The sequence below is a fragment of the Arthrobacter hankyongi genome (genome assembly GCF_022012395.1).
In the GTDB taxonomy this organism is placed as follows: domain Bacteria; phylum Actinomycetota; class Actinomycetes; order Actinomycetales; family Micrococcaceae; genus Crystallibacter; species Crystallibacter hankyongi.
The window spans coordinates 165,743-187,537 of the sequence record NZ_JAKLTQ010000008.1; the positions used below are offsets into that span (position 1 = coordinate 165,743).

22 protein-coding genes are annotated in these 21,795 nt (G+C 69.4%); 11 read left to right on the top strand and 11 right to left on the bottom strand.

The genetic code is table 11. The annotated features are described in order from the left end of the window. Positions 1-91: 91 nt before the first annotated feature. The 3 genes from LVY72_RS12810 to LVY72_RS12820 all read left to right on the top strand — a co-directional run bounded on the left by LVY72_RS12810 (position 92) and on the right by LVY72_RS12820 (position 2,800). Positions 92-1,084, top strand: coding sequence for a methionine ABC transporter ATP-binding protein (locus tag LVY72_RS12810; RefSeq protein ID WP_237821410.1), 993 nt, complete (start codon positions 92-94; stop codon positions 1,082-1,084). Continuing rightward, complete coding sequence (locus tag LVY72_RS12815) at positions 1,081-1,821, top strand: methionine ABC transporter permease (protein WP_237821411.1); 741 nt, start codon at positions 1,081-1,083, stop codon at positions 1,819-1,821. Before LVY72_RS12810 ends, LVY72_RS12815 begins: the two co-directional genes overlap by 4 nt. Before the next feature lie 133 nt (positions 1,822-1,954). Continuing rightward, positions 1,955-2,800, top strand: coding sequence for a MetQ/NlpA family ABC transporter substrate-binding protein (locus LVY72_RS12820; protein WP_237821413.1), 846 nt, complete (start codon positions 1,955-1,957; stop codon positions 2,798-2,800). Positions 2,801-2,906: 106 nt separating this feature from the next. Here the strand turns inward: LVY72_RS12820 and hemL are convergent, their stop codons facing one another. From hemL to hemE, 8 genes are all read right to left on the bottom strand, one after another. After that, positions 2,907-4,235 carry a glutamate-1-semialdehyde 2,1-aminomutase gene (hemL, locus tag LVY72_RS12825; protein ID WP_237821415.1) on the bottom strand — a complete coding sequence of 443 codons (1,329 nt, stop codon included), beginning with the start codon at positions 4,233-4,235 and terminating at the stop codon, positions 2,907-2,909. Positions 4,236-4,300: 65 nt separating this feature from the next. Continuing rightward, positions 4,301-5,278: a porphobilinogen synthase gene (hemB, locus tag LVY72_RS12830; protein WP_237821417.1), complete on the bottom strand. Its 978-nt coding sequence runs from the start codon at positions 5,276-5,278 to the stop codon at positions 4,301-4,303. Beyond that, entirely contained in the window at positions 5,275-6,237 is a 963-nt protein-coding gene (locus LVY72_RS12835; RefSeq protein WP_237821419.1) for a uroporphyrinogen-III synthase, read from the bottom strand. Before LVY72_RS12835 ends, hemB begins: the two co-directional genes overlap by 4 nt. Before the next feature lie 2 nt (positions 6,238-6,239). Next, positions 6,240-7,247 (bottom strand): hydroxymethylbilane synthase, encoded by a 1,008-nt coding sequence (gene hemC, locus LVY72_RS12840; protein ID WP_237821421.1) that lies wholly within the window; start codon positions 7,245-7,247, stop codon positions 6,240-6,242. After that, entirely contained in the window at positions 7,244-8,401 is a 1,158-nt protein-coding gene (locus LVY72_RS12845; RefSeq protein WP_237821478.1) for a ferrochelatase, read from the bottom strand. Before LVY72_RS12845 ends, hemC begins: the two co-directional genes overlap by 4 nt. A gap of 65 nt (positions 8,402-8,466) precedes the next feature. Next, positions 8,467-9,162: a hydrogen peroxide-dependent heme synthase gene (gene hemQ / locus LVY72_RS12850; RefSeq protein ID WP_237821423.1), complete on the bottom strand. Its 696-nt coding sequence runs from the start codon at positions 9,160-9,162 to the stop codon at positions 8,467-8,469. Between the two features lie 90 nt (positions 9,163-9,252). Then, complete coding sequence (gene hemG, locus LVY72_RS12855) at positions 9,253-10,809, bottom strand: protoporphyrinogen oxidase (RefSeq protein ID WP_308190788.1); 1,557 nt, start codon at positions 10,807-10,809, stop codon at positions 9,253-9,255. 2 nt (positions 10,810-10,811) lie between these two features. Next, entirely contained in the window at positions 10,812-11,873 is a 1,062-nt protein-coding gene (gene hemE / locus LVY72_RS12860; protein WP_237821425.1) for a uroporphyrinogen decarboxylase, read from the bottom strand. A gap of 131 nt (positions 11,874-12,004) precedes the next feature. Here hemE and LVY72_RS12865 point away from each other — a divergent pair, with 131 nt between their 5' ends. After that, positions 12,005-13,336, top strand: a complete 1,332-nt coding sequence (locus LVY72_RS12865; RefSeq protein WP_237821427.1) for a glutamyl-tRNA reductase — start codon at positions 12,005-12,007, stop codon at positions 13,334-13,336. Between the two features lie 39 nt (positions 13,337-13,375). On the opposite strand, the gene moeB is transcribed toward LVY72_RS12865, so the two are convergent. After that, positions 13,376-14,596, bottom strand: coding sequence for a molybdopterin-synthase adenylyltransferase MoeB (gene moeB, locus LVY72_RS12870; protein ID WP_237821429.1), 1,221 nt, complete (start codon positions 14,594-14,596; stop codon positions 13,376-13,378). Between the two features lie 180 nt (positions 14,597-14,776). Here moeB and LVY72_RS12875 point away from each other — a divergent pair, with 180 nt between their 5' ends. From LVY72_RS12875 to LVY72_RS12885, 3 genes are read left to right on the top strand one after another with little or no spacing between them, the layout of a single operon-like run. Continuing rightward, positions 14,777-15,391: a TetR/AcrR family transcriptional regulator gene (locus LVY72_RS12875; protein WP_237821431.1), complete on the top strand. Its 615-nt coding sequence runs from the start codon at positions 14,777-14,779 to the stop codon at positions 15,389-15,391. A 56-nt stretch (positions 15,392-15,447) separates the two neighbouring features. Further along, entirely contained in the window at positions 15,448-15,672 is a 225-nt protein-coding gene (locus LVY72_RS12880; RefSeq protein ID WP_237821433.1) for a DUF3107 domain-containing protein, read from the top strand. Positions 15,673-15,702: 30 nt separating this feature from the next. After that, positions 15,703-16,005 (top strand): hypothetical protein, encoded by a 303-nt coding sequence (locus tag LVY72_RS12885; RefSeq protein ID WP_237821434.1) that lies wholly within the window; start codon positions 15,703-15,705, stop codon positions 16,003-16,005. A 33-nt stretch (positions 16,006-16,038) separates the two neighbouring features. Here LVY72_RS12885 and LVY72_RS12890 read toward each other — a convergent pair whose 3' ends face one another. Together LVY72_RS12890 and LVY72_RS12895 are read right to left on the bottom strand one after the other, a co-directional pair. Beyond that, positions 16,039-16,380: a 4a-hydroxytetrahydrobiopterin dehydratase gene (locus tag LVY72_RS12890; RefSeq protein ID WP_237821436.1), complete on the bottom strand. Its 342-nt coding sequence runs from the start codon at positions 16,378-16,380 to the stop codon at positions 16,039-16,041. Between the two features lie 72 nt (positions 16,381-16,452). Then, entirely contained in the window at positions 16,453-17,121 is a 669-nt protein-coding gene (locus LVY72_RS12895) for a ferritin-like fold-containing protein (protein ID WP_237821438.1), read from the bottom strand. A 283-nt stretch (positions 17,122-17,404) separates the two neighbouring features. Here LVY72_RS12895 and LVY72_RS12900 point away from each other — a divergent pair, with 283 nt between their 5' ends. The 4 genes from LVY72_RS12900 (at position 17,405) to LVY72_RS12915 (ending at position 21,786) form a co-directional block, all read left to right on the top strand. After that, a complete protein-coding gene (locus tag LVY72_RS12900; RefSeq protein ID WP_237821440.1) occupies positions 17,405-18,880 on the top strand; it encodes an RNB domain-containing ribonuclease in 1,476 nt (491 codons plus the stop codon). 88 nt (positions 18,881-18,968) lie between these two features. Continuing rightward, the gene (locus LVY72_RS12905) at positions 18,969-19,145 is read left to right on the top strand and encodes a hypothetical protein (RefSeq protein WP_237821442.1); all 177 of its coding nucleotides are present in this window, start codon (positions 18,969-18,971) and stop codon (positions 19,143-19,145) included. A 37-nt stretch (positions 19,146-19,182) separates the two neighbouring features. Next, positions 19,183-20,841, top strand: coding sequence for a DEAD/DEAH box helicase (locus tag LVY72_RS12910; RefSeq protein ID WP_237821444.1), 1,659 nt, complete (start codon positions 19,183-19,185; stop codon positions 20,839-20,841). Further along, positions 20,842-21,786, top strand: coding sequence for a DNA-methyltransferase (locus LVY72_RS12915; RefSeq protein ID WP_237821446.1), 945 nt, complete (start codon positions 20,842-20,844; stop codon positions 21,784-21,786). Positions 21,787-21,795: the final 9 nt, after the last annotated feature.

Consider the following 21,795-nt stretch of genomic DNA (forward strand, 5'->3'; position numbering starts at 1 on the left):
ATACTTAACTGCGGACCAGGCCTTGTGCTAGCGCGCGTGCGAGGCGATGGGTCCGGACCTGCCCACTGTCCGCCCAGCCAACAGAGGATCCATGATCACAGTCACCGACCTGCGCAAGGTCTACCAGCAGGGCAACCGCGAGGTCGTTGCCCTCGACGGCGTCAGCCTCGAGGTGCCCAAGGGGTCCATCCATGGCATCGTCGGCCATTCCGGCGCCGGCAAGTCGACCCTGGTCCGCTGCCTGACCCTGCTGGACGCCCCTACGTCCGGATCGGTAAGCATCAACGGGGCCGAGCTGAGCACCTCGCGGGACCAGGACCTGCGCACGGCCCGGCGGCGAATCGGGATGATCTTCCAGCACGCGAACCTGATGGACTCACGTACGGCCCTGCAGAACGTGGCCCATCCCTTGGAGATCGTCAGGACGCCGAAGAACGACATCCGCCGCAGGGCCGCCGAGCTGCTGCGGCTCGTGGGCCTGGCGGGCTTCGAGGACGCCTATCCGTCGCAGCTTTCCGGCGGGCAGAAGCAGCGCGTGGGCATCGCCCGGGCCCTGGCCTCGGATCCCGATGTCCTGCTCTGCGACGAACCGACGTCGGCCCTGGACCCGAAGACCACCGATGAAATCCTGGCGCTGATCCAGGAACTGACCCAACGGCTGGACCTGACCGTGCTGATCATCACGCACGAGATGCACGTGGTGAAGCGCGTCTGCGATTCGGTGTCGCTGCTGGCCGGCGGACGGATCATCGAACACGGACCGCTGCGGGACGTGGCGGCCAACCTCGGCAGCGAACTCTCCCGCACCCTGCTGCCGCTGCCCGCGTCGGAACCGCTGGGCGCCGGCGCCGTGCTGGAGATCCTCTACTCGGGGGAACGGGCCTCCGCGCCCATGCTGACCTCGGCCGCACGCCGGTTCGGCATCGACCTGAACGTCCTCGCCGGCAGCGTGGAGACGCTCGCGGGCACCCAATTCGGCCACCTGCGCATCCAGTTGCCGGACGGTGCGGATCCGGCCCCGGTGGCCGCCTACTTCGGCGAGCAGGGTGTATCGGTCCGGCTGGCAGAAAAGGATGCCGTATGAATTTCCTCGATGAACTGATCACCAACCCGGGCATTACCAAGGCGCTGCCGGTAGCCCTGATGGAAACGCTGCAGATGGTGGGGATCTCCGGCGTGTTCACGCTGGCCATCGGGCTGCCGCTGGGCGTCTTCATGCATGCCAGCGGTCCGGGCGGCGTGCGGCCGATGCCGGCCACGAACCGCGTCGTCTCCATCATCGTCAACATCACCCGGTCCATTCCGTTTGCCATCCTGATGGTGGCGCTGATCCCGCTGTCCAGGTTCATCACCGGGTCCTCGATCGGACCCATCGCCGCCTGCGTGCCGCTGACCATCGGCACGGTTCCGTTCTTCGCGCGGCTGGTCGAAAGCGCCCTGAGGGACGTGGACTCCGGCAAGATCGACGCCGCGCTGGTCATGGGCTCCACCCGGATGCAGATCATCCGGAAGGTGCTGGTGCCCGAGGCGATGCCGGGCCTGGCCGCCGCCCTGACCACCACGCTGGTCACCCTGGTGGGCTATTCGGCGATGGCGGGCATCACCGGCGGCGGCGGCCTCGGCCGGCTGGCCTACAACTACGGGTTCCAGCGCTTCGATACGGCCGTCATGATCGTCACGATCGTCATCATGGTGCTGCTGGTGCAGGGCATCCAGTGGGCCGGGGACGCCGCCGTCAGGCGCGTGGACCACCGCAATGCTGCCAGCGCCCGTCCCGGCAAGGTGCGCCGGCCCGAGCCGGACACCGCCGTCGGCATCTGAGCATGCCCCAGTTTTCCGTCCTGCCGGCCGCCGGCCCGGGGCGGGATCATGCAGCCAGTAGCCGCTAGCTGCACCACGTCCGGACCGGCAGGTTTTGCCCCGGTCCGGGGATATTCGAAAGGAACGCACCCAGATGCGTAAAGCACTGACCCTCCTCGGCACCGGCCTTGCCGCTGCCCTGGCGCTGACGGCTTGCGGCGGGGGCAACAACGCCTCCGCCCCCAGCGCCGCGGCAACCCTGGATCCGGCCAACCCGACCACGGTCACGGTCGGGGCCACGCCGACCCCGCAGGCCAAGATCCTCGAGTTCGTCGACCAGAAGCTGGCCAAGGAGGCCGGCATCGACCTGGAAATCAAGGAATTCGACGACTACCAGACACCGAACATCGCCCTGAGCGACGGATCGCTGGATGCCAACTACTTCCAGCACCTGCCCTTCCTCGAGGACCAGATGAAGACCAAGGGCTACAAGTTCGAGCACGGTGCACCCATCCACATCGAGCCCTACGCCGGTTTCTCCGCCAAGCACAAGAAGATCAGCGAAATCCCCGATGGCGCCACCATCGCCATCACTAATGACCCGGGCAATCAGCCCCGCGCCCTGAAACTCCTCGAAAGCGCGGGCCTGCTCAAGGACATCAAGGACGATTCGTCGGCGCTGACCCTGTCGGACGAGCAGAACCCGAAAAAGCTGAAGTTCGAAGAGAACCAGCCGGAAATCCTGCTGCCGCTGGTGAAGGACCCGAAGATCGACATGGCCATCATCAACGGCAATTACATTCTGGACGCGGGCCTGAACACGGATGATGCCCTGGTGGTCGAGTCAGTGAAGGACAGCCCCTACGGCAACTTCCTGGTCTGGCGTGCAGGCGAGGAAACCCCCGCCATCGCCAAGCTGGAGGAGCTGCTGCACTCCCCCGAGGTCAAGGCCTATATCGAGAAGACCTGGCCGAACGGCGACGTGACCCCCGCCTTCTAGCAGCCTGATGGTCCGGGTGTGCCCGGACCGCCAACACAAAGCCCGGTGGCCTCCCCTTTCGAGGGAAGGCCGCCGGGTTTGTTTGTCCGTCGGGAGTGCCCGGTCCTCAGGCCGTGGGGGCCGTGGCCGCAGCGGCGGCCTTGGCCGCCGCCGGCAGCGCGGACAGGATGTGCTCCATCGCCGCGTCGTCGTGGGCAGCGGACAGGAACCAGGCCTCGAAGACCGACGGCGGCAGGTACACCCCGGCGTCGAGCATGGCGTGGAAGAACGGGGCGTAGCGGAAGGACTCCTGGGCCTGCGCATCCGCATAATTGCGCACGCCGTGGGCGGAGGTGCCGAAGGCGACGCTGAACAGGTTGCCGGCCCGCTGGATGCTGTGGTCCACCCCGGCCGCCGACAGCGCCTCGGAGACGGCCGCGGACAGCTGGGCGGAGCGGGCGTCGATGAACTCGTACACCGCGGGCGTGGCGTGCGTCAGCGTGGCCACGCCGGCCGCCATGGCGATCGGATTGCCCGAGAGCGTGCCGGCCTGGTAGACCGGGCCCACCGGGGCGAGGTAGTCCATCACGTCGGCGCGGCCGCCCAGGGCCGCCACCGGCATGCCGCCGCCGATGACCTTGCCGAAGGTCAGCAGGTCCGGCACGAACGGTGCGGAGGCACCGGGCGCGCCGCCGGTCAGGCCCCAGTAGCCGGCGTAACCGGTGCGGAAGCCGGTGAGCACCTCGTCGAAGATCAGCAGCGCGCCGTGTTCGGCGGTGATCCGGGAGAGTGCGGCGTTGAAGCCCTCCCCCGGTTCCACCACGCCCATGTTCGCCGGCGCGGCCTCGGTGATCACCGCGGCGATGTCCTGGCCGCGGGCGGCAAAGGCTTCCTCGACCGCCGCAAGGTCGTTGTAGGGCAGCACCAGGGTCTCGGCCGCCGTCGCTGCGGTGACACCGGCCGAACCGGGCAGGGCCAGCGTGGCGACGCCGGAACCGGCGGCAGCCAGCAGCCCGTCCAGGTGGCCGTGGTAGCAGCCGGCGAACTTGATGATGAGGTTGCGGCCGGTGAAACCGCGGGCGAGCCGCACCGCCGTCATCGTCGCCTCGGTGCCGGTGGAGACCATGCGGAGCCGTTCGACGGCGCCGACCCGGCCTGCCACCAGTTCGGCCAGGTCGGACTCGGCAGGAGTGGAGGCGCCGAAGGACAGGCCCCGGTCCACCGCGGCATGGACGGCGGCCAGCACCTCGGGATGGGCGTGGCCGAGCAGCGCCGGCCCCCAGGAGCAGACGAGGTCGACGTACTCGCGGCCGTCGGCGTCGGTCAGGTAGGGGCCGCGGCCGGAGACCATGAACGGCGGCGTCCCGCCTACCGAGCCAAAGGCCCGGACCGGCGAGTTGACCCCGCCCGGCATCAGGGCGCGGGCGCGCTGGAAGAGCTCTTCGGAGGAAGTCACGATGGGTCCTTTCGGGGGAGAAACCAGGAGGTAAGCTGCGGGCACGGGTGCCGTGGGACGCCGGATCAGGCCCTGAGCCACTGGGCGATCTCGGCAGCCCAGTAGGTGAGCACCATGTCCGCCCCGGCGCGGCGGATGCCCAGCACCGACTCCAGCACGGCCGCCTTGCGGTCGATCCAGCCGTTCGCAGCAGCGGCCTCGATCATCGCGTACTCGCCGGAGATCTGGTAGGCGGCCACCGGTACCGGCGACATCGCCGCGACGTCGGCGACAATGTCCAGGTAGCTCATGGCCGGCTTGACCATGATCATGTCCGCGCCTTCCCCAAGGTCCAGTTCGACCTCAAGCAGGGCCTCGCGGCGGTTGGCCGGGTCCATCTGGTAAGTGCGCCGGTCCCCGGTCAGCTGCGAATCCACGGCCTCGCGGAACGGACCGTAGAACGCCGAGGAATACTTGGCCGCGTAGGCCAGCACCGAGGTCTGCTGGAAGCCTGCGTCGTCCAGCGCCTGGCGGATGACCGCCACCTGTCCGTCCATCATGCCGGAGGGTCCCAGCACGTCGGCACCGGCTTCGGCCTGGGCAACGGCCATCCGGGCGTAGATTTCCAGGGTCGCGTCATTGTCCACGCTGCCGTCGGCTGCGAGCACGCCGCAGTGGCCGTGGTCGGTGAATTCGTCCAGGCAGACGTCGCCCATCACCACCAGGTCCGCGCCGACCTCGGCCTTGACGTCCCGGATTGCCTTGTTCAGCACGCCCTCCGGATCCAGGCTCGCCGTGCCGGTGGCATCCCGCGTGGCGGGCACGCCGAAGAGCATGATGCCGCCAAGCCCGAGCCCGGCCGCCTCGACGGCCGCGCGCTTGAGCGTATCGGTGGTGTGCTGGACGACGCCGGGCATGGACTGCAGCGCCACCGGCTCGCCGATCCCTTCGCGGATGAAGGCAGGCAGGATCAGCTGCGAGGGCTGCAGGCTGGTCTCGGCGGTCAGGCGGCGCAGGGCCGGGGTGGCACGCAGCCGGCGCGGACGGTGGTGGGGGAAACTCATGATGGTCCTCTGCTCGATTCAGTCTGTTCGTGTGCCGGCCCGCCGGTCGGCGCAGGCAGTGCTGCGGCCACGGCGTCGGCAATTCCCGCCGGGGTCGGTGCCGCTGCCACGGCCGCGATGGGCAGTCCCAGCCTGGCGGCCTCGTCCGCCGTGCTGTTGCCGATCGCCACCAGCCGCACCCGGTGCGGCAGGGCGGGGGCCACCTCATGGAGCCGGCGAACCACGCTCGGCGAGCTCAGGACGACGGCGCCAATCCCGCCGTCGGCCGCCGTCCGGTTGAAGTCCGCCACGGAGAGCTCTGCCAGCTCCGCCGCCCCGCGGCCCGGGGCGCCGTCGTCGCCGTGGGCGGCGGCCAGCACCGCGGTCAGCCGCCGGTCCGCCCGGGCCGGGTAGTCCACCGTGTGGTAAGCCACCACCGCCCGCGCGTCCCAGCCCTTGGCGGCCAGCCCCTGCTCGAGGGTCGGCGCGGCGATGTCGGCCTGCGGCATCAGCACCCGCCCGGTGCCGTCGGGGGCGGGCCCGGCAACCCGAGGCGGCCAGGCAGCGACCAGCCCGACGGCGTCCATGCTCGCGTCCGGGACCAGGTCGACGGCCAGCCCCTCGGCCCTTAGTGCCCTGGCACTGGCGGAGCCGACGGCGGCGACCTTGGTCCGCCGGGCCAGCTCGGCCAGCGGAGTACCGAGGACGGCGGCCCGCTGCTTCAGCGCCCGGACGGTGGTGATGCTGGTGACCACCAGCCACTCGAAGCCGCCCCGGCCCAGCTGGACCAAGGCCTCGTCCAGCGCATCCGTGGATTCCGGTTCCTCAAAATCGATCAGCGGCATCGCCAAGGGCAGGGCGCCGCGCCCTGCCAGTTCCGCGGCCATGCCGGCCGCCCGGTCCGCGCTGCGCGGCAGCACCACCACAACCCCGGCCAGCGGACCGGCCGGGTGCGCGAAGGCATGCGGGCTGGCAGCCATGGTCAGCGCCCGGCCAGCCCGGCCAGCTCGGCCGCACCGTCCGCCAGCAGCTCCTCGGCCAGCCGCACCCCGAGTGCCGCGGCCGCATCAAGCGTGGCCTCGGTGCTGTCCAGGCTGCGGCGCAGCAGGGACGACCCGTCGGTGCTGCAGACCACCGCTTCCAGCCGCACGCCGCCGCCGTGCACGGTGCCCAAGGCACCGACCGGGGCGGCGCAGCCGGCCTCGAGGCGGGACAGCAGCGAGCGCTCCGCAGTGACGGCGAGCCGGGTGTCGAAGTCGTCCAGTTCGGCCAGCGCAGCGGCGATCAATCCGCCCGCCGCCGTTTCCGGACGGCATTCCACGGCCAGCGAACCCTGCCCGGGGGCGGGCAGCATGATGGCGGGATCCAGGTACTCGGTGATGTGGGATTCGAGCCCCAGCCGCGTCAGTCCGGCGCTGGCGAGCACCACGGCGTCGAGGTCACCCTGGACACCGCGGCCGACGCCGCCGTCGTCGGCCGCCGGCGCATTGCCGGCCACCCGGCCCAGCCGGGTGCCGACATTGCCGCGGATATCCACGATGACCAGATCCGGGCGGGCAGCCCGCAGCTGCGCGGCACGCCGCGGCGAACCGGTGCCCACCGTGGCTCCGGCCGGGAGGGTGGCCAGGGTCAGGCCGTCCCGGCCGCACAGGGCGTCGCGCACGTCGGCGCGCACCGGGGTCGCGGCGATCACCAGACCCTCGGGCTGGACGCTGGGCAGGTCCTTGAGCGAGTGCACTGCCACGTCGCAGCCGCCGTCCAGCAGGGCCAGCCGCAGTGCCGCGGCGAAGACGCCGGTGCCGCCAAGCTGGGACAGCGGCCCGGTGGTGACGTCGCCCTCGGTCTTGACCCTGACGATCTCGTACGGGTGTCCGCTGGCTTCCGCCAGCGCCTCGGCGACGGTGGTGGTCTGGGTCAGCGCCAGCGCGCTGCCCCGGGTACCTACCCGGAAGGACGCCTGCGCTGCCGAGGTGGAGGCTGACTGGCTCACGGCTGGGGAACTCCTACTTCCGAATCGACGGCGGCGATGGTCGGTTTTACGGTGCCGTCGCGCATGACCTTGACGCAGCAGTTGGGCCGGCAGACGTCGAACCACGGACCCAGCTCGGCGGCACTGGCGCGTCCAGGAAGCAGCGCCTTGCCGTCCGGGCCGGCGGTGCGCTCGGAAACCAGGTCCACGATGCCGCGCACATACTCCCGGTGAGTCCCCGGCGTCGGGGCGCGGTGGAAGGCCAGCCCCAGTTCGGCGCAGGTGTCCTTGGCCTCGGTGTCCAGATCCCAGACGACCTCCATGTGGTCGCTGACGAAACCGATCGGCACCACCACGACGCCACGGGTGCCGGCGGCGGCGTATTCGGCCAGGGCGTCATTGATGTCCGGTTCCAGCCACGGGACGTGCGGGGCGCCGGAGCGGGACTGGAAGACCAGCGACCATTCGAGGCCGGCGGCGTCGGGAACCCGGTCCAGGACGGCCCGGGCCACGGCCAGGTGCTGGGCGGAATAAACATCTGCGTCCAGTTCGGCGGCCAGGTCCCGCGGGCCGGCCGCCGCGGCATCCGAGGTGGGGATCGAATGCGTGGTGAAAACGATCCGCAGCGGAGCCTGCTCCTCGCCTGCGGCAGCCAGCTGGGCGCGGACGTCGGCCAGGCCGGCAGCCAGGCCCTCGGCGAACGGCTCGATGAAACCAGGGTGGTCGAAATACTGGCGGACCTTGTCCACTTCCAGCCGGCCTTCGAGCCCGCTTTCGCGCAGCGCCACGCCGATATCCTCGCGGTACTGCCGGCAGCTGGAGTACCCGGCGTAGGCGCTGGTGGAGAACATCAGCACGCGGCGGTGGCCGTCGTCGAACATTTGCTGCAATGTCGGCTGGATGTAGGGCGCCCAGTTGCGGTTGCCCCAGTAGACCGGCAGATCGATCCCGCGGGCGGCAAGCTCCGCCTCCATGGCCGCCTTCAGGGCCCGGTTCTGGGCGTTGATCGGGCTGATGCCGCCGTTGGCGCGGTAGTGGGTGGCCACTTCCTCGAGCCGCTCGTCCGGGATCCCGCGGCCGCGGGTGACGTTGCGCAGGAACGGGATCACGTCGTCCTGGCCCTCAGGCCCGCCGAAGGACGCCAGCAGCACGGCGTCGTACGGCTTGGGCGCCATGACTCCGTCCGCGTCGTAGCCCTCGCGCGGATCGAAGCTGAAGTCCGCGGCGGAACCGGTACCCGTCACCGCAAAACCTCGGCGATCTCGGCCACGCTGATCCGGCGTCCGGTGTAGAACGGGATTTCCTCGCGCACGTGGTTGCGCGCGTCGGTGGCACGCAGGTGGCGCATCAGGTCCACCAGGTCCACCAGCTCAGGGGCCTCCAGGGCCAGGATCCATTCCCAGTCGCCGAGGGCGAACGAGGATACGGTATTGGAAAGCACCTGCGGGAAGTCCCGGCCAAGCATGCCGTGGTCGCGCAGCATCCGGCCCCGCTCTTCGGCCGGCAGCAGGTACCACTCGTAGGAGCGCACGAACGGGTAGACGCACAGCCAGGTGCTCGGCTCGACACCACGGGAGAAGGCCGGGGCGTGGTTCTTGGCGAACTCCGCCTCGCGGTGCACGCCCATGGCGGACCAGACAATGTCGGTGTCCTCGAACAGGGCGGTGCGGCGGATGGTGCGCACGGCAGCCTGCAGTTCCTCGGGCTTGGATCCGTGCAGCCAGATCATCACGTCGGCATCCTCGCGCATGGCGGAGACGTCATAGGCTCCGCGCAGCGTCACGCCGGACTCGGCCAGCTTGGTCACGGCGGCTTCGAAGTCCGTCAGCGCCGAATCCTGGATCGGGGCGCCGGAGCGCTTGAAGACGGTCCACAGGGTGAAGTACTGCTCTTCGGCGGCGGGGGCTGCGGATTCCGACACGGACGTTTCACTCATGCTTACAGTCTGCCTTCTTTGTTGGTGTTATATCGAAAGTACAGGACGGGCCGCTCCGGCTTCTTCTACATAGTGTAGAAGAAATGGCGGCTACGGGGTATCTGCAGCCGCCGAATGCTCTTCCGGCCGGGTTCCGGCCCCAAGGTCTTCGGCCAGCAGCCGGGCCCGCTGCCGGGCGTCGCCGATCACCGCGACCAGCCCAGTGCCGGCCAGCCACGCGCCGGCCAACTGCAGGCCGTGCTGTCCGCTGGCCAACCGGCGGACCTCGGCCACGCGGGCCCGGTGGCCCAGCGTCGCCGAAGGCAGCGCCCCGACCCACCGGACGACCTTGCGGCCCAGCACGTCATCTGCACCGATCGGCAGGCCCAGCAGCACCGAGGCGTCCGCGAGGGCCTGGCCGTACAGCTTGTCATCCGGCCAGGCGGTGAAGTCTTCGCGCTCGGCGCCGTCACCGGCGCCCACTGCCCTGCCATAGGACAGGCGCAGCACATGGTTTCCGGGACCTGCTTCGGCGGCCAGCCACGGCCATTTCGCCGTGGCGTGGGTCAGGGCCTTGGCACGCACGCCGACCACGCCGGGCGCGACCAGCAGACCGGTGCCCCGCGGAGCGGCGTCGAGTTCGGGCATGTCCACCACCAGAGTCACCAGCGCGACCGCAGGTCCGGGGGCCGGTTCAGCGGCAGCTAGCCCGGGAATGGACGCTGCCAGCAGCCGCACCGCGGATCCGCCGTCGGTGGCCACAACCAGGCCCGCGGCGTCGAAATCCCCGGCAGCGGAACGCACCTGCCAGCCACCGTCGGCCCGTTCGAGACCGGTCACCGGAGCGCCGGCAACCAGCTTCACCCCACGATCCTTCAAATCCTGGACCAGGCGCTCCACGAGCAGGCCGATGCCGCCGGCGATGCCGGCCACGGCCGAGCCGGCCGGCGCGGCCTGGCGCAGGGCACCCACGGCCGCGGCCAAGGAACCGTGCTTGGTCACGGCGGCCCGCAGGCCGGGGACCACCGAGTCCACATCCAGGGCATCCGGGTCCGCAGAGTACACGCCGGCGGCGACCGGGGCCACCAGCCGGTCCAGCACCGCCGAACCCATCCGGGCGCGCACCAATTCGCCCAGGCTGAGCTGCTCCTTGCGCAGCAGCGTGCCCAGCGGAAGAACCTTGTCCGCGGCGGCGCGCAACGAAGCACGGCGGCCGATGGCCTTGACGATGTCCGGGGCGGCCGGATCCGCCGGGATCCCCAGAATTCCGGTGCTGGGCATCGGCTGGGCCGATTCGGGCAGCTGGAGCCAGGCACCGACCGGATTTGGGGCGGCGATGCGCTCCCCCAGCCCGAGTTCGGCCGCCAACTCGGCGACGATCGGCGACCGGGTGGCGAAGGATTCCGCCCCGGCATCGAGCATCAGTCCGGCCACCTCATGCCGTGCCACGCAGCCGCCGAACGCGTCGGTGGCTTCCAGCACGGTCACGGCCAGGCCCTGCCGGGCCAGTTCGCGGGCGGCCACCAGCCCGGCCACGCCGCCGCCGACGACGACGGCAGCAGGGCCGGCCGGTTCGGCTTTCTGCTGCTCCTGGCGGTGCTGCGCCCGATGCTGCTCGGTGACCTTGTGGAGTGCGGCAGTGATGGGATGGCGTTCGCGGGACTGCACGGCTACGGCTCCACCGAGTGGATCAGCTTGACCACACGGGTCAGTACCTCCGGGTCCGTTTCCGGCGGAACCCCGTGTCCGAGGTTGAGCACGTGGCCCGGAGCCGCCGCACCGGCGGCGATCACCTCCCGCACATGCGCCTCGAGCACCGGCCACGGCGCGGCCAGCAGTGCCGGATCGATATTGCCCTGCAGCGGCGTGGTGCCGCCCAGCCGGCGGTTCGCCTCGTCCAGCGGCAGGCGGTAGTCCACTCCGACCACGTCCACGCCGACGTCGCGCATGGCGACCAGCAGTTCCGAGGTGCCGGTACCGAAGTGCACCAGCGGTGCGCCGAGTCCGCGCACGTGGTCCAGAGCGCGGGCCGACGACGGCGCCACATGCCGGCGGTAATCGGCCAGACTCAGGGAACCAGCCCAGGAGTCGAAAAGCTGGCCGGCGCTGGCGCCGGCCTCCAGCTGCGCCCGCAGGAACATGCCGGAGGCGTCCGCGGCCCAGGCCGCCAAGGCGTTCCAGGCCTGCGGATCCGCGTGCATCATGGTGCGGGGGCCGAGGTGGTCCCGGGAGGGCCTGCCCTCGACCATGTAGGCGGCGAGCGTGAAGGGCGCGCCGGCGAAACCGATCAGCGGCTTGCTGCCCAACTCGGCCACGGTGAGCCGGACCGCTTCGCGGATCGGCTCCAGCGCCTCCTCGGTCAACTGCGGCAGCCTGGCCACATCCTCGGCGGTGCGGATCGGCGTGCCGAGCACCGGCCCGACGCCGGGGACGATGTCCACGTCCACGCCGGCCAGCTTGAGCGGAATCACAATGTCCGAGAAGAAGATGCCCGCATCCACATCATGGCGGCGGACGGGCTGCAGGGTGATTTCCGCCGCAAGTTCGGGCTTCAGGCAGGAGTCCAACATGGCGATGCCCTTGCGTACCTCCCGGTATTCAGGCAGCGAGCGGCCGGCTTGGCGCATGAACCACACCGGGCGCCGCTCCGGCTTCCCGCCCCGGTAAGCGGTGATCAGCGGCGAATCCGCCGTGCGGCCATCCATCAGTGGGTGGGAGGCATTCAATGTCATGACATTAGATTCTGCTCCAGTTGCGGTACCGATTGCCAACCGACGGTGCGGCAGTGGACGCGCAGCGGCCCGGCAGGTAAGCCGATCCTAATAGCTTCCGCTGCCGGGCAGTGGCTATCATGTAAGGCGTTGTGGTTCTACTTTCACTCGTTGCCTCGCATTCCGACGTCGATCTGGAGACCGTGGCCCGCCTCAGTGCCGGTTCCGCCCAGGTCGCTTCCGGCGTGCTCGAGGACGGAAAGGCCGTGTCGGGCGCTGTCGTCCTGTCCACCTGCAACCGGCTCGAGATCTACTGTGAGGCCGAGTCCGAAGCCGAGATTGAGACCGCGCGCGCCGAGGTCATTTCGGCCATCAGCGGCGCCGCCGGACTGGCCGAGTCAGTCGTGGCCCGGTGTTTCGGCACCAAGATCGGTTCCGCAGTCACCGAACACCTGTTCTCCGTCGGGGCCGGGCTGGACTCCGCAGTAGTCGGCGAACGCGAAATTGCCGGACAGGTCCGCCGGGCGTTGATCCAGGCCCAGGACCAGGGCACCGCCAGCGCCGGACTGGTCAGGCTCTTCCAGGCCGCGTCCCGCACCGCCAAGGAGGTCGGGGCCCGCACCGCCCTCGGCGGCCGCGGACTGTCCGTCGTCTCTGTCGCCCTTGACCTGGCCACCGACCTATCCGAAGAGCGCAACTGGGCCGGGAAGAACGTTGTCGTCTTCGGAACCGGCGCCTACGCGGGTGCGACCATGGCCCTGCTGCGCGAGCGCGGCTGCACCGACATCTCGGTCTACTCCCCGTCCGGCCGCGCGGCAACCTTTACCGCCACCCGCGGCGGAACCCCCTTGACCCGCGACAGCCTGCCGGCCGCCCTCGCCGCCGCGGACGTGGTGATCGGCTGCAGCGGCAGCGACAGCCAGGTCGGGGCCGATGACGTCGCCCGCGTACGCGAAGGGGCCGGCAAGCCGCTGATCATCGTGGACCTGGCCCTCACCCATGATTTTGATCCTGCGGCGGCAGACCTCGAGGGCGTGGAACTGATCACCCTCGAATCCGTCCGCCTGGCCGCACCTGAGGAACAGGCCGGTTCGGTGCGGCAGGCCGCGGAAATCGTGGCCACTTCCGCCCGGGCCTTCGAAGACCAGCAGAAGGAACGGTCCGTCGACTCGGCCATCGTGGCGCTTCGCCGGCACACCATGCAGGTCCTGGAGAATGAACTCGAGAAGGTCCGGAACCAGCACGGCTGCACCGGCCCGGCAGAAGAAGTGGAGTTCGCCATGCGCCGCATGGTTAAGCAGCTGCTCCACCTGCCCACGGTCCGCGCCCGCGAGCTGGCATCGGCCGGCCGCCAGGACGACTACATCGCTGCCCTCGAGGCGCTCTACGGCATCACCGTGGAAGAGCCGGCTGCGCGCGGTGCCGCCGCGGCACCGGACGCCTGCCCGGTGCCGCACGGCAGCGCCGTCGCCGAATCTGCCTAAGCGCCGAGGCCGAATCCGCCTGAGCGCCGAGGCCGCAGCTCAGTAGACCGGCTTGGCCGGCTCCACCTGCCGGATCCATTCGAGGATGCCGCCCTCCAAGTGCTTGACCCGGACGAAGCCCTGCTGCTGCAGGAAAGCGAGTACTGCGGCCGAGCGGGCACCGGATTTGCAGTGCAGGACGATGTCCTCGTCCCGAGGCAGCTCCGGCAGCAGCTCGCCGGAGAGGATCCGGCCCTGCGGCAGCAGACGCGCCCCGGGAATGTTCACGATGGAGTACTCCCCTGGTTCCCGAACGTCGATGAGTTCGAACCGTGACCGGCCGTCCTGCCGGGACGCCAGCATCCCGGCCAGCTCCGCAGCCGTCACCACCGGGACGGCCGCCGCGGCGTCGTCGTCCGCAGGCAGCAGGCCGCAGAACGCCTCGTAGTCACCCAGTGCGGTGATCGGGGCGGCATCCGGGTCCTTACGCACCCGCAGTTCCCGCCAGGTCATGGCCAGCGCATCGAAGATCAGCACACGGCCGAGCAGCGGGCGGCCGATACCTGTGATCAACTTCACGGCCTCGTTAGCCATCACCGAGCCGATCTGCGCGCACAGCACGCCGAGCACACCGCCTTCGGCACAGGACGGCACCGATCCGGGCGGCGGGGCCTGCGGGTAAAGATCCCGGTAGTTCGGGCCGTGGGCATCCCAGAAGACGCTGACCTGCCCGTCGAAGCGCAGGATCGAGCCCCAGACATAGGGTTTGCCCAGCAGCGCGGCGGCGTCATTGACAAGGTAGCGGGTGGCGAAGTTATCTGTGCCGTCCAGGATCAGGTCGTAACCGGCGAAGATCTCCAGCGCATTGGATGCCGCCAGGCGGACCCGGTGCAGCACCACGTCCACACCGGGATTCAGCTCCTCGATGCTGCTGCGGGCGGATTCGGCCTTGGCGCGTCCGACGTCGGAAACCCCGTGGATGACCTGCCGCTGCAGGTTGCTGGCCTCGACGACGTCGTCGTCCACGATGCCGAGCGTGCCCACGCCCGCGGCCGCAAGGTAGAGCAGGGCCGGGGAGCCCAGGCCGCCGGCGCCAATGACCAGCACGCGCGCGTTCTTCAACCGCAACTGCCCCGGCATACCGACCTCGGGGATGATCAGGTGCCGCGAATAGCGCTGGACCTCCTCCGGGGTCAGCGAACCGGCCGGTTCCACCAGCGGCGGCAGGCTGTGTTGGGCAGCGGACTGCGCCGGACCGGACGTGATGGTTTCATTTCCCATACCGCCAATTTACGCCACACCCGGCCGCATGCCCGGCGCCCAGGCCCACCGGGGTGGCCCGACCGCGAAGTAAGATTACTGGGAACCGGCTGCAGACCGGACTCCGGGCCCGACTGCCGGGCCGGGCACGATTTACAGGAGAAGGGTCCGAAGAGTGAGCTGTGACAGCGAGTTGCGCCCGTGAGCGATGCCAGGCCTGCCAGGAGCACCCGGCTGCCGCGGATTGAGCGCCGCCGCCAGCTTCTGCAGGCTGCCCACGAGGTATTCGCCGCCAACGGCTACCATGGGGCGGCCATGGACGAAATTGCCGACGCCGCGCATGTGAGCAAACCGGTGCTCTACCAGCACTTTCCCGGCAAGCGGGAGCTGTATCTGGCCCTGCTGGACCTGCATCTGCAGTCCCTGACCGGCATGCTGAGCGATGCCCTAGGCTCCACCACGGACAACAAGGAACGGGTCCGGGCCGCCATCGGGGCTTACTTCCGCTTCACTTCCGAAAAGGGCCAGCCGCACCGGATCGTCTTCGAATCGGATCTGGCCAACGATCCGGACGTCGCCGCCCGGCTCGAAGGATTCAATGCCCGGCTGGCCGGCTCCATCGCCGAGGTCCTCGCCGAGGAAACGAACCTGTCCTCCGCCGAGGCCACGCTGCTGGGCCGCGCGCTGGCGGGCATGGCCCAGGTCAGTGCCCGGTACTGGCTGGAGTCCGATGCCGGACTGGACCGGGATGGGGCCTCCGAACTGATCTACCGTTTAGCTTGGCGCGGAATTTCCCGGTTCCCGAAGGAACCGTAGGGCAAAGTCGGATAGATTTCGATCCGGAAGTACCGTCAGATCCAGGAGGCAACAGCGTGGAAATCAAGATCGGCATCCAGAACGTGGGCCGGGAAATTGTGTTTGAATCGGCCGAGACGCCCGAGGCAGTTGCCGAACTTGTCAGCCGCGCCATGAACGGCGGCGCCGAACTGCGCCTCAAGGACACCAAGGGCCGCGTGGTCATTATTCCGTCCAGCGTGCTCGGCTACGTCGAAATCGGTGCCGAGGAAACCCGGCGCGTGGGCTTCGGCGCCCTCTGACCTGCCGCCGGGCCGGAATCGGAACCCGTCGTGGTTGAGTTCATCCTGGTGGTGCTCGCAGCTGCCGCCGCCGGCTTCACAGCCTGGGCGGTAGACCGCAACCGCAGCAGCTACGGCGTGCTGCTGCTGCCGGCCGCCGCGGTGGCTACTGCGGTGCTGCTGCGCACCGTCCTCCTGCTGGTCGGCCTCGACAGATCCGGACTTGCGTTCCTGGCCTGGCTGCTGCCGATCATCGGTGCCATCGCGGTGGCTGCAGCCTGCGCCTGGTCCGTTGGGCGGCGGCGGGCGGCCGCCGACAGGGAGCGGCTGAGCACGATCCTGCGCTGGCACTGAGCGCAAGGATCTCCCGGATCGGTATCCGCCAGGCTAAGAGCTGGCCGGATACTGGTCCGGTTCCGCCACCGCGCCCAGCCGTTCGGCGAGCACGCTCACCGTGGCCGCTGCCGAAACATCGCGAGTGGTCACCTGTCCGCCGGCGTCATGGGAGGAAAACCTGACCAGCACCCGGTTATAGCGCCAGTCCAGGTCAGGGTGGTGGTTGGCCTCCTCGGCGATGTCGCCCACGGCGGCAATCAGGTCCAGCGCCTGCCGGGCATTCTCCAGCTTGTAGACCGTGACCAGCCCGCCCTGCACGTAGGCCCACTGTGTGAGTCCACGCAGTTCCAGGTCGATCTGCTCACGGGTCAGGGCGTCCTTGGCTCCGGGCATTTCGTCTCCACTCGTCAGTGCGCAACTGCATGGTGTTGCCAGCGTAGCGGGGATCGATTCTGGTTTGAAGGCTCAGGCAGTCAGGCCGAGGTCATTCATCCGCCGGGAATGGTTGCCGGTCAGCCGCGCGAACAGTGCATCGGTCGCTGCCTTCCGGGACGCGGGATCGGTCCGGCGCAGCAACGCGCCGAGGAACTGATGCTCGAACGTCACACGCTGTGCCTGGGTCAGTGCTTCGCCCACCAGCCGCCGCCCCCACAGGGCCAGCCGCGATGCGAGCCGTGCGTCCCCCGACAGGGCCTGGGCCAGCCGGACCCGCAGCACCTCGGCCTGCCCGGTGTCGGCCTTGATCCGGGAAACCAGCGCCCGGCTGGGCGGGTCCAACGAAACGGCGACCGCACGGTAGAAATCCCCAGATACGGCATCGGACACGTAGGCCTTCATCAGCGCTTCATACCAGTCCGCCGGCCGGGTGCGCTCATGGAATGCATCCACGAAGGCCTGAAAGGGTTCCATCGCCGCTTCGACGTCGGCCCCCAGGTCCGCAAGTTCGGCACTGACCAGCTCGAAATGGGCAAACTCCTCCGCCGCCAGCTTCCCGATGGTGATCCGGTCGTGCAGCGTCGGGGAGAACCGGGCGTCAGCCGAAAACCTTTCGAACGCAGACAGTTCGCCGTAGGCCATCGCACCGTAAAAATCGATGACGAACTGCCGGTGCTCTTGCTCTGGTCCGCTGCCCATGCTGCCCAGCCTATCGGCTGCCGCGCCGCCGCTCCGCACGGCAAGAGAGTTGCCCGGGGTCCGCGTGCTGAGCTTGCGAAGCACGGGGTAGGCAGTGAACGTAGCGCCTACCCGCCTTCCCACAGCTCGCTTCGCTCGCGGCGGGGCCCTCGGCAAGAGAGCTGCCCTGGGTCCCCGTGCTGAGCTTGCGAAGCACGGGGTAGGCGGTGAATGCTAGCGCCTACCCGCCTTCCCACAGCTCGCTTCGCTCGCGGCGGGGCCCTCGGCGGCTAGGCTGGGGAGGGTGAAGCATTCACGACTGGATGCCAAGGTGCATGAGTCCCAGAACCTGCTGGCCCAGGTGCTCGGCCAGCTCAGAGTCCAGTTCGACCTGCCCGCGGAATTCCCGCCGCAGGTGATGGCCGAAGCCCGGCAGGCGGTTTCCGGCCATGCCCTGCCGCCGGCAGACCTGACCGGCCTGCCCTTCGTCACCATCGACCCTCCGGGATCGACCGACCTGGACCAAGCCATGTACCTGGAGCGCGCGGAGGCAGGCTACCGGGTCTGGTATGCGATCGCCGATCTGCCTTCCTTCGTCGTCCCGGGCAGCGCACTGGATGCGGAAACCCGCCGGCGCGGCCAGACCCTCTATGTTCCGGACGGCCGCATTCCGCTGCACCCGGAGATCATCAGCGAAGACGCCGGCAGCCTGCTGCCCGGCCGGAACCGGGCGGCCTATGTGTGGGAATTCAGGTTGGATCGGCAGGCCAACGTGCTCTCCGTGGCGCTGCGGCGCGCCACCGTCCGCAGCCAGGCCAAGCTGAGCTATGCCGAGGTCCAGCAGGACATCGATTCGGGAGACGCACCCGAGTACCTGCAGCTGCTCAAGGAAATCGGACTGAAGCGCATCGAGCTTGAACGGCGCCGGGGCGGTGCCAGCCTGAACATTCCGGACCAGGAAATAGCCCACGACGGTCGCCACTACTTTATTGTTTCCAGTCCACCGCTGCCGGTCGAGGACTGGAATGCCCAGATCTCGCTGATGACCGGCATGGCCGCTGCTCAGCTGATGCTTGAGGCCGGCGTCGGGATCCTGCGGACCATGCCGGCCCCCGATACGGAGGCCGAGGCGCACTTCCGCCGGCAGACCCAGGCCTTGGACCATCCCTGGGCCGAGGACGTGCCCTACGGCGAATACCTGCGTGGCCTGGACGCGTCGGATCCGAGACAGCTGGCCCTGCTGCACGCCGCAGCCTCGCTCTTCCGGGGCGCCGGCTACACGGCCTTCGACGGGCAGATCCCGGAGGAGAAACTCCAGTCCGCGATCGCCGCGCCCTATGCCCACACCACGGCCCCGCTGCGCCGGCTGGTGGACAGGTTCGTGCTGGTCATCTGCGAGGCCCACTGTGCCGGCACCGAGGTCCCGCAGTGGGCCCGCGACGCCCTGCCAGACCTGCCCCGGCTAATGTCGGTCTCCGACCAACTGGCCGCCCGGGTGGACCGGGCGGCGTTCGACGCGGTCCAGGCGGCCCTGCTGAGCCACCGGGTCGGCGAGGTGTTCGACGCCGTCGTCATTTCCGGCAGCCGCCCGGGCAACGGCCAGCCGGCAGCCAACGGCAACGGGAGCGGCCCGGCGGGCACTATCCAGCTGCGCCATCCCGCCGTGACGGCCCGCTGCTACGGCGTGTTGGAGTCCGGCACCGCGGTCCGGGCCCGGCTGATCGAGGCGGACATCGCCGCCCAAACCATCCGCTTCGAGCTCGACGGCGCGGCAACCTGACGCGGCTGCGGCGCGGTGCCGCGGGCCGATTTGCACGTTCCGGTAGACTGGAGGGTGTAGTAATGGATGCCCGGTCGTTGATTTTTAATTGAGTTTGCTGGACAAACAAAATCACCTGATCCGCACCTACGCGATCTTTGACCGCCGCGACTGGCCTGCCACGGCCATGACCGGCATGCAGTTGTTAGCCCGCGATCGGCTTCCACTGGATGCGCCACGCTTCCGCCGTGTTCCGCGCCGCCACCACGCGTGGCGGTCACGTTGAGCACCGCGGCCAAGGCGCCTGATTGAACGGTAAGTACTTGAATACAGAGAATTCCACCGCGCAGGCGGACCTGAACCTGCACGCGGAGAACAGCAGCGAGCAAATCGAAATTGAAGCCTCGCTCTCCTCCGACGAACGGCCCCACGAACTGCCGAAGCAGACCTTCGCGGATTTAAACGTCCGTGCCGACATTGTCCGGTCCCTCTTCGATGCCGGCATCACCCACCCCTTCCCGATCCAGGCCATGACCCTGCCGGTGGCCCTGGCCGGCCACGACATCATCGGCCAGGCCAAAACCGGTACCGGCAAGACCCTGGGCTTCGGCATCCCGGTGCTCCAGCGGGTCATCGGCCGCGACGACGACGGCTACGACAGGCTGCCCGTGCCGGGCGCCCCGCAGGCGCTGGTGGTGGTGCCGACCCGTGAACTCGCGGTGCAGGTGGCCCGCGACCTGGACACCGCCTCCCGGCAGCGCAATGCCCGGGTTGCCGTGATCTACGGCGGCCGCGCCTACGAACCGCAGATCGAAGCGCTGAACGAAGGCGTGGAAGTTGTGGTCGGCACCCCCGGCCGGCTGATCGACCTGCACCGGCAGCGGCACCTGAGCCTGAAGAACGTACGCGTCGTGGTGCTCGACGAAGCCGACGAGATGCTGGACCTGGGCTTCCTGCCCGACGTCGAAACCCTGCTCAGCGCCACGCCCGCCGTCCGCCAGACCATGCTCTTCTCGGCGACGATGCCCGGCCCGGTGGTCGCGATGGCCCGCCGGTACATGACGCAGCCGACGCACATCCGCGCCGCGGACCCGAATGACGAGGGCATCACCAAGAAGGACATCCGGCAGGTCATCTACCGGGCCCACAACCTGGACAAGACCGAGGTGGTGGCCCGGATCCTGCAGTCGCGGGGCCGTGGCCGGACGATCATCTTCACCAAGACCAAGCGCACTGCGGCCAAGGTGTCCGAGGAATTGGTCGACCGCGGCTTTGCCGCCGCGGCCATCCACGGGGATCTGGGCCAGGGTGCCCGGGAACAGGCGCTGCGGGCCTTCCGCAGCGACAAGGTGGACGTCCTGGTGGCCACCGACGTCGCCGCCCGCGGCATCGACGTCGAGGATGTCACCCACGTCGTCAACTACCAGTGCCCGGAGGACGAAAAGACCTACCTGCACCGCGTGGGCCGCACCGGCCGCGCCGGCAACAAGGGTACGGCCATCACCTTCGTGGACTGGGACGACGTTCCGCGCTGGGGCCTGATCAACAAGGCTCTGGGCCTGGATGTGCCGGAGCCTGTCGAGACCTACTCCTCTTCCCCGCACCTGTACACCGACCTGGACATTCCCGAGGGCACCAAGGGCCGGCTGCCGCGCAACCAGCGCAAGCTCGCCGGCATCGATGCCGAAAAGCTCGAGGACCTGGGCGAAACGGGCAAGAAGCACGCTGGCCACGGGACGCGTACCGGCCGCGGGCACGAACGCGATGAGAAACACAGCAGCGGGCGCGCCGAGGGTGCCGGCCGCAGCCGGACGCGCAGGCGCAGCCCGGCTCCGGAGTCCGCCGAGGCGGCGGCGCCGGCTGCAGCCGCTGCACCGCCGGCCGACGACGCCGTGCAGCCCGTCCGGCGCACCCGGACGCGCAGCCGCACCCGCCGCCGCAACGGCGAGGTCGTGAAGGACCGCCAGGGCGCAGCCGAATAAATGGCTGCCGCTGGTGACGGCGGAACGGCCGGACCGCTGTGGTCGCCGTCGGGCCGCTCGCTGGTAGTGGAGGCGGACAACGCCAACTACCTGCCGACGCTGCCCGACGGCGCCTTCACGCTCATCTACGTCGACCCGCCCTTTAATACGGGCCGCAGCCAGCGCCGGCAGCAGACCTCCATGGTCCGCAGCGCCGACGGCGAAGGTGACCGGATCGGCTTCAAAGGCCGCTCCTACCGCACCATCAGGGGCACCCTGGCCAGCTATGACGACGCCTTCGAGGACTACTGGTCCTTCCTGGAACCGCGGCTGGCCGAGGCCTGGCGGCTGCTGGCCGACGACGGCACCTTGTACCTGCATCTGGACTACCGCGAGGTGCACTATGCCAAGGTGCTGCTGGACGCGCTGTTCGGCCGCGAGTGCTTCCTGAACGAGATCATCTGGGCTTACGACTACGGGGCCCGGGCCACGCGCCGCTGGCCGACCAAGCACGACAACATCCTGGTGTATGTCAAGGACCCGGCCCGGTACCACTTCGACAGCGCAGCGGTCGACCGGGAGCCGTACATGGCGCCCGGGCTCGTCACGCCGGAAAAGGCTGCGCGCGGCAAACTGCCCACCGACGTGTGGTGGCACACCATTGTCTCGCCCACCGGGCGGGAGAAGACCGGCTATCCGACGCAGAAGCCCGAGGGCCTGCTGCGCCGTATAGTGGCGGCCAGCAGCCGCGAGGGTGACTGGGTGCTGGATTTCTTCGCCGGTTCCGGCACCCTGGGTGCCGTGGCCGCGTCGCTGGGCAGGCAGTTCGTCTGCGTGGACCAGAATCCCCAGGCCATCGAGGTCATGCGCCGGCGGTTGGGCGAGCATGCGGATGTGGCCGGCTTCGAGCCGGAACTGCAGCAGGCCGGCCGGTCCCAGGCGGTGCCGCCGGCCGCGGAAGGCTAACCGGCCGCG